This is a genomic window from Endozoicomonas sp. ALC013, from assembly GCF_049310205.1.
Lineage (GTDB): Bacteria > Pseudomonadota > Gammaproteobacteria > Pseudomonadales > Endozoicomonadaceae > Endozoicomonas.
Map to the genome: position 1 here is coordinate 1 of NZ_JBLYNS010000204.1, position 6,594 is coordinate 6,594.

4 protein-coding genes are annotated in these 6,594 nt (G+C 49.9%); all 4 read right to left on the bottom strand.

Annotation, left to right across the window (positions count from 1 at the left end):
• On the bottom strand, positions 1–1,934 hold a 1,934-nt coding region (locus tag ACO6V1_RS21820; RefSeq protein ID WP_422468527.1), incomplete at its 3' end, for a type I restriction endonuclease subunit R.
• Between the two features lie 36 nt (positions 1,935–1,970).
• On the bottom strand, positions 1,971–3,215 hold the full coding sequence (locus tag ACO6V1_RS21825; protein ID WP_422445527.1) for a restriction endonuclease subunit S: 1,245 nt from the start codon (positions 3,213–3,215) through the stop codon (positions 1,971–1,973).
• Positions 3,206–5,914 (bottom strand): type I restriction-modification system subunit M, encoded by a 2,709-nt coding sequence (locus ACO6V1_RS21830; protein WP_422468529.1) that lies wholly within the window; start codon positions 5,912–5,914, stop codon positions 3,206–3,208. The genes ACO6V1_RS21825 and ACO6V1_RS21830 overlap by 10 nt, the downstream gene beginning before the upstream one ends.
• Before the next feature lie 237 nt (positions 5,915–6,151).
• On the bottom strand, positions 6,152–6,400 hold the full coding sequence (locus ACO6V1_RS21835) for a LexA family protein (protein WP_422445523.1): 249 nt from the start codon (positions 6,398–6,400) through the stop codon (positions 6,152–6,154).
• Between the last annotated feature and the right edge of the window lie 194 nt (positions 6,401–6,594).

Below are 6,594 nucleotides of genomic sequence, written 5' to 3' on the forward strand. Positions count from 1 at the left end.
TTATCCACCACAATCAGCAGCTTCATATTGGCCGGTTCTTTGGTGAACAGTGCCTTTACCCTGGATTCGTAGGTTTCGGTCCTGGTCTTGCCCGCATCCGGTTTAACATCTTTCAGCAACTGCTCATACACACGGAAGACAAACTCTTTATCCGTCTCGGTATTATTGCCGGTGCCTTCTGTGGCTATATCTTTGGTTTGTGGGTTATAGGAGGTAACTACCGCACACTTACCTCTTAAATCATGCTCCTGAAACAGCTGATAATACTTACACGCCTCATAAATACTGGATGCCACCAGAATCGCATTACCGGCTTGTGAGCTGAGTCGTTGCTTGGTACTAAAATCCAGCAGAATATCATTCACCACGATGCGCATTCGATTTTTCGCGCTGTATACATTCTGCATCGTACCCCATTTCTTTTTCAGCTCGGCTTTCTGGAAATCATTCAGACCCCGGGTTTTAGCATCAAACCAGGCATCAACCTTGTCCTGAGATTGAATCCGCTGGTCAATATCCCGGGCCTCATAGACCAAATCCAGCACCACACCATCTTCCACAGCCTCGTTGAACTTATAGGTGTGAATGTATTTGCCAAACACCTCAAGGCTGGTGGCTTTATCCTTTTTCAGCAACGGCGTGCCGGTAAAGCCGATAAACAGCGCACCGGGCAGAATCGCCTTCATCAGCCGGTGCAAACTGCCACTCTGGGTGCGATGGCACTCATCCACAAACACGTAGATATCCCCCACCGCATGACGCTCTTGCTTGCCCAGTTCTTTGATATAGGCATCCAGGTCATCCACCTCCCGGCGACCGAACTTATGCACCAGCGAGCAGATCAGCCGGGGCCTGGCCTGGCCAAGCTGGGCCATCAGATCACGGCCACTACTGGTGGTGGCGATGGTTTCACCGGCATCGGTAAACACCCGCTCAATCTGGTCGTTCAGCTCCACCCGGTCGGTAATCACCAGCACCCGGGCATCGGGCTTGTTCTCCAGAATCCACTTGGCCAGCAACACCATGGTGATACTTTTGCCACTGCCCTGGGTGTGCCAGATAATCCCGCCTTCCCGCCGACGGATATGTTCCTGTGCCGCTTTCACCCCAAAGTATTGATGCACCCGTGGCAGCTTTTTGATGCCACCATCAAACAGCACAAAGTCGTACAGCAGCTCAATAAGCCGCTGTTTTTCACACAGTTTGCCCAGGTATTTATCCAGCTTGTAACCGCTGTTGTCCGCCTCGTCCTCTTTCCAGGTCAGGAAGAATTTTTCCGGCGTCAGGATGGTGCCGTATTTCAAACCCTCCGAATCGTTACCGGCAAAGACAAACTGGACGGTATTGAAAAAGGAGCGGATAAAATCGTCCCGCTGATTGGTATTGCTCTGTCGTATGGCTTTGCCCACGGATTCACGGCTGTTTTTCAGCTCCAGCACCGCCACGGCGATACCGTTGACGTAGAGCACCACATCCGGGCGTTTTTCCCGTTCACCAAAGACGGTGACCTCTTCGGCAATGGCAAAGTCGTTTTCTTCGGGATTGTGCCAGTCAATCACCTGGACGGTTTCGGTAAGATTGCCTGCATCCGTTTTCACCTTGACGCCGAAACGGAGCAGCTCATAAAAAGCTTTATTGCTTTGATATAGGCTTTTGCTCTGTTCGCTGGCGGCGGCTTTCAGTTGCGTTACTGCCCGGCTGATGGCTTCGTTGCTGTAGCCTTTGCCCGCCAGAAAGCCCGTTAACCGGGGTTCTTCCACATTGCTGTTGTTGGGGCGGTCTTCCCAGTCGTCCAGATAGTGATAACCCAGTTGATCCTGAAACAGGGTTTTCACCACCCGGTTTTGGGTGGCCCGTTCGGGTTTGGTCACGGTACCGGAGCCAGCCATGGCGTTCTCCTTGAAAATAGGGGGAGGTACCGGCAGGGTGTGCATATTGTGCTGCCGGTGGTTGAAGGGGGTAAGGGTTGGTTAAACGAGGCGGACGGTGCCGGTGAGCAGGTTTTGCATCATGCCTTGTTTGAGTTTTTGGTGCTTCACAAGTTTTGTTTGTAGGTCTGCGATTTCTGTGGACATAGCATTAAAAACTCGGCCTATTTCAGCCTGTTCTTCCTGTGTATCAGGGATTGTGACTTCTATAGCAGACAGTGCATTAGCACTGATATGGACAACAGCATCACCTTGGCCTTTAGAAGATTTCTGCCTTCTGACAGGCTCAGTGTTCAGAAAGTATCCGAGAAAAGTGGGATCTTGACCGATATTAGGTCTCATTATGACAATATCGCCACCTGCATAAGCATCAAGGTTCATAACAAATGCGGCACATTTACCAATATCCTCTTTTGTTTCGCCAGAACCAGCGAATAGGATATCACCTTGTTTCAGTTTGACAGCAGAGTCTGAAACACTCGCCGAGATATAAGACTGAAATGAAGTGATAACATTATTATGTCTCGTGTATAACTCACCATATCGAACACATGGTATGTTACCTGAAAGGGCTTGCTCTTTAGTAACACCGCTCCCTTTGGAAAAGATACCTATACGACCAAGCGTTGTTTTTATCCACCCTGATTTTAGTTTTCCGCTCTTATCGTAAGGGTTTAAAAGCGACTGCATAGCCCCTTGCTTAATCTGCTGCTTTTTGATGATCTGCTGCTCCAGCGACTGGATTAGGGTATCCATATCGCTAAGGGCTTTGGCAATGGCTTCTTGCTCGGCTTTGGTTGGTGGCAGCGGGATTTTTGTGGAGTTTATTAATCCCGTATTCAGGTTCATCTGGGAGCCAGTTTGACCATGCTTTGACCAATCTTTCTCGAGGTCTGTTAACACATAATATAGGAAGTCCATATCGGTTTTTAAGTTGCCAAAAACCACAAACCCATCGTGGATACAAACATCTTTAAGAGTAATGATTGGTCGACCAACCGTGGCACAGATACTCATTACCAAGCTTCTGGAAGGAACAAAACGGCTATTAGCGATTCCCTTATCGGAAAGACTTTGTACAGTGTTTTTTAAATACTTGTTAGACTTTGATACATCAGAAATTCTCAACCAACCAGTTTTGGAGTTTTCATCAAACCAAACTGGGCTATCGATAGGGCGAGGAGAAGCTCCGCGCTGAATTTGTGCAAGATTACCAAGTGATATTGCTGACCAGTCCTCTGGAATCACTCCAACCTCAGTCTGCTTATACCCCGCCTTCAGTTCCATACAAACCCCATCTTCACCAGATGTTTACCCACCGCCTGTTCCAGCCGCACCACTCGCTGGTTAAATTGCGGCAACGAAGTTTCATAGCGATCCGCCAGCTCTTTAATCCGCTGGGTCAGCCGCTGGCTGATGCGATCCATCTCGGTATGCACATCCCGGTCAATGGTCATTAGCCATTTGTCGTCCACCACCAGCTGTTTGATCTCGTCTTCTGTCAGCGCCGGGTAGTGCTCATACAGGGCTTTATCCAGTTCCAGCTCTTCATGTTTGATCGCCCTTTTTTCTGTGGCGATATCGTCCAGCAATTCCAGATAGCGGTTCAGCACCACAATCTCTTTCAGATTGTCCCGGTCTTCGTTGTTGGGACGTGTCGTTCGGTCAATCAGCGTCAGGGCATCCGACCAGAGCAACCGACAGGTTTTGCGCCATTCTTTGATAGTGGCTTCGGTGGTCAGGAACTCATTGAGAATATCTGTCTCCTCACGATCCTCCGTGCGCTTCAGGCGATCCTTCACCGCTTTGGCGGTGATGGTGCCTTTGCTGTTTTTCAGGGCATCCAGAAAGCTGTCGTTTTTCAGCTCATTAAAATCGTCAATGGTGGTTTCCAGCCGCTTTTGCAGCACGGTGTATTCCTGGTGTGTAGCGGCATCCAGCGCTGCCCACGCCAACTCCTGATACTCCATCAGTACCGCAGTAGCCTCGGCTTTACTGCCAACGTCGTTTAATGCCCCATCTTCGCCGCTGTGCTCTTCCTGCAAGGTTTCCAGTTGGCTTTCCAGCTGCTCTTTATGGGCAATCAGCTGATCAATGGCAGCTTGCTCTCCAGCAAAGTAACGGTTAATCACCAGGTATTTGGGAATCAGGTCACAGGTCCAGCCTTTGATCACCTCTTTGCCTTTTTTAACCTCGATGATCTGATAGGTTTTCGCTTCCCAACCATCGGCAGAGATCAGGTAGCAGTCGTCCTGCATGGTATCCGCCCAATAATTCATCAGGTGCTGATAAACGTCGTACTTGTCCAGCAGCGGTTTGCCGGTGTAGGCGCTCAGCAGTGATTCGCTGATCTCCTCAATCATCGCCTTGGGTTTGCAACCGTCATCCTGCTGCTTCAGGTAGGTTTGGGTGGCGGTTTTCCAACCACTGAATACCTGGTTCATCGCTTTGATATAAGCGACAAATTCCGTATGTTGGTAGATGATTGGCTTCAGCGCTTCGGTACTGACCTGGAGCGAGTAGTAATCTGCCGAGCGGGCAGCAGTGGCAAACAGCGTGGTTTTCAGGGTCGGGAATACCTGCCAGTAGTGGTGCAGGGCATCAATATCTACCTTGGGAATATCGCCGTGGAGATGAGCATCGATATCCTGAATATCTTCCGCCACGGAGCTATCTATGTATCGGGGGATATTGAGGTTGAATTCGTTTTTGCGGATTTCATCGTAGCTCACCATACGACTGTAACCGTCTATGGCGATCTGCCTGTTGAACACATCGACAATTTTATGGATATCCATCTCCCGCAGACGGTTCTTATTGCCATCTTTGATAAAGCCTTTACCGGCATCCACCATAAAGATGCCTTTGCGTGCCGATGCGCCTTCTTTATCAATGACAATCACACAGGCCGGAATGCCGGTGCCATAAAACAGGTTGGCAGGCAGCCCGATAATGCCTTTGATATAACCCCGTTCCACCAGGGACTGACGAATCGTTGCCTCGGCATTACCCCGGAACAACACACCATGAGGCAGAATACAGGCACCTTTACCATGGCTTTTCAGGCTGCGGATAATATGCAGCAGGTAAGCGTAATCGCCGTTCTTGGCCGGTGGCACGCCGTAGCTCTGGAAACGGTAGTGCGGGTCCTCTTCCGCATCCACACCACTGCCCCAGCGTTTATCGCTGAACGGCGGATTGGCCACCACGAAGTCGAAGGTTTTCAGGCTGTCACCATCGGTAAACAGCGGGTTGGCCAGGGTGTTGCCCTGGCGAATTTGTGCGGTGGGGTTGTTGTGCAGAATCATGTTCATCCGCGCCAGGCCGCTGGTGGTGGCATCTTTCTCCTGGCCGTAGAGGGAAACGTGTTCACCGGCTTCGTCCGCCACTTTCAGGAGTAATGAGCCGGAACCACAGGTCGGGTCGTACACGGAATAGCCACGGCTATCGATTTTCTCAATATCGATCACTTTGGCGAGTATGCGGCTCACTTCCGCCGGCGTATAAAACTGCCCTTTGCTCTTGCCACTTTCGGAGGCAAAGTGACGCATCAGGTATTCATAGGCATCGCCAAGAATATCGTCGCCATCGGCCCGGTTCTTACTGAAGTCCAGGTCTTTGCTTTCAAAAATAGCGATCAGGTTGGTGAGTTTTTCCACCATCTCTTTGCCGCTGCCGAGTTTGTCCGGATCGTTAAAGTCCGGCATCCCGGTGAGTTTGTTGGCATCACGCAAGGGAATGATGATTTTCTTATTGATGTCGTCGCCTATGGTAGGCTTGCCTTTCAGGGCAACCATATCCGCAAAGGTGGCACCTTTCGGGATTTTCACCGGCGGGCTGAACTGACCGACAAATTTATCGCTGATATATTTCACAAAGAGCATCACCAGCACATAGTCTTTGTACTGGCTGGCATCCATCCCGCCCCGCAGCTCGTCGCAGCTGGCCCAGAGAGATGAGTACAGTTCAGATTTTTTAATCGCCATAGGGAGCTTTACAGAAGATGATATGAATCGACGCTACCGCCCGTGGATTTTACCGCCGTCTTTTATTGACTTTGGGAAGCATGGGACCAGATAGCTCAGAGGTGGAGTTTTGGGTAATCAGTCATTGTACGCAGGTAAGGTGTTTGGTGGTAGTCGTGCATTTGCGAAGGGAAAGGGAAAAGCTGTCCACTTTGGGTATGAACAGGTTCTGAGCTAATTTCGCAACCAACGGATTATTTAAACAAGAAAGGGCAACTCTTCAACAGGTAGCTCCACCTTCATTGTCCGGGCTTGTCCAGGTACCCGACTAATCAGGCCAAGCTGGTGCAGTTTCACCACCATTTGATGCACGGTGGGTGGGGTAACCTGAAAATACCGCTGCAAATCCTTTTCTGCTGGTGGCATGCCGTTGATCTTCGTGTAGTAGTAAATAAACGACAGGTAGTGGCCTTGCAGTGGCGTATAGGGTGGTTTCTTTGAACTCATAGTTAGTGTTTGAATTTCACAACATGGTGAATGGTTGCGTTTGAGAAACAAGTGACTGCACCCGATTCATTTTCTTACTGATATGGGCTAACAGCAGGGCAGCAAGAATCGCTGCTTCCCTTTCGCCGTATTCAGTATCGCTATCCACCAGATCCACTATGGCTTTATAGGTGCGCAGTTTGACCGGTTCGTCA

What these genes read in the sequence shown, in the direction of transcription:
- ACO6V1_RS21825 (WP_422445527.1), bottom strand. Translation starts at nt 3,215, where the DNA reads ATGGAACTGAAGGCGGGGTATAAGCAGACTGAGGTTGGAGTGATTCCA.
- ACO6V1_RS21830 (WP_422468529.1), bottom strand. Translation starts at nt 5,914, where the DNA reads ATGGCGATTAAAAAATCTGAACTGTACTCATCTCTCTGGGCCAGCTGC.
- ACO6V1_RS21835 (WP_422445523.1), bottom strand. Translation starts at nt 6,400, where the DNA reads ATGAGTTCAAAGAAACCACCCTATACGCCACTGCAAGGCCACTACCTG.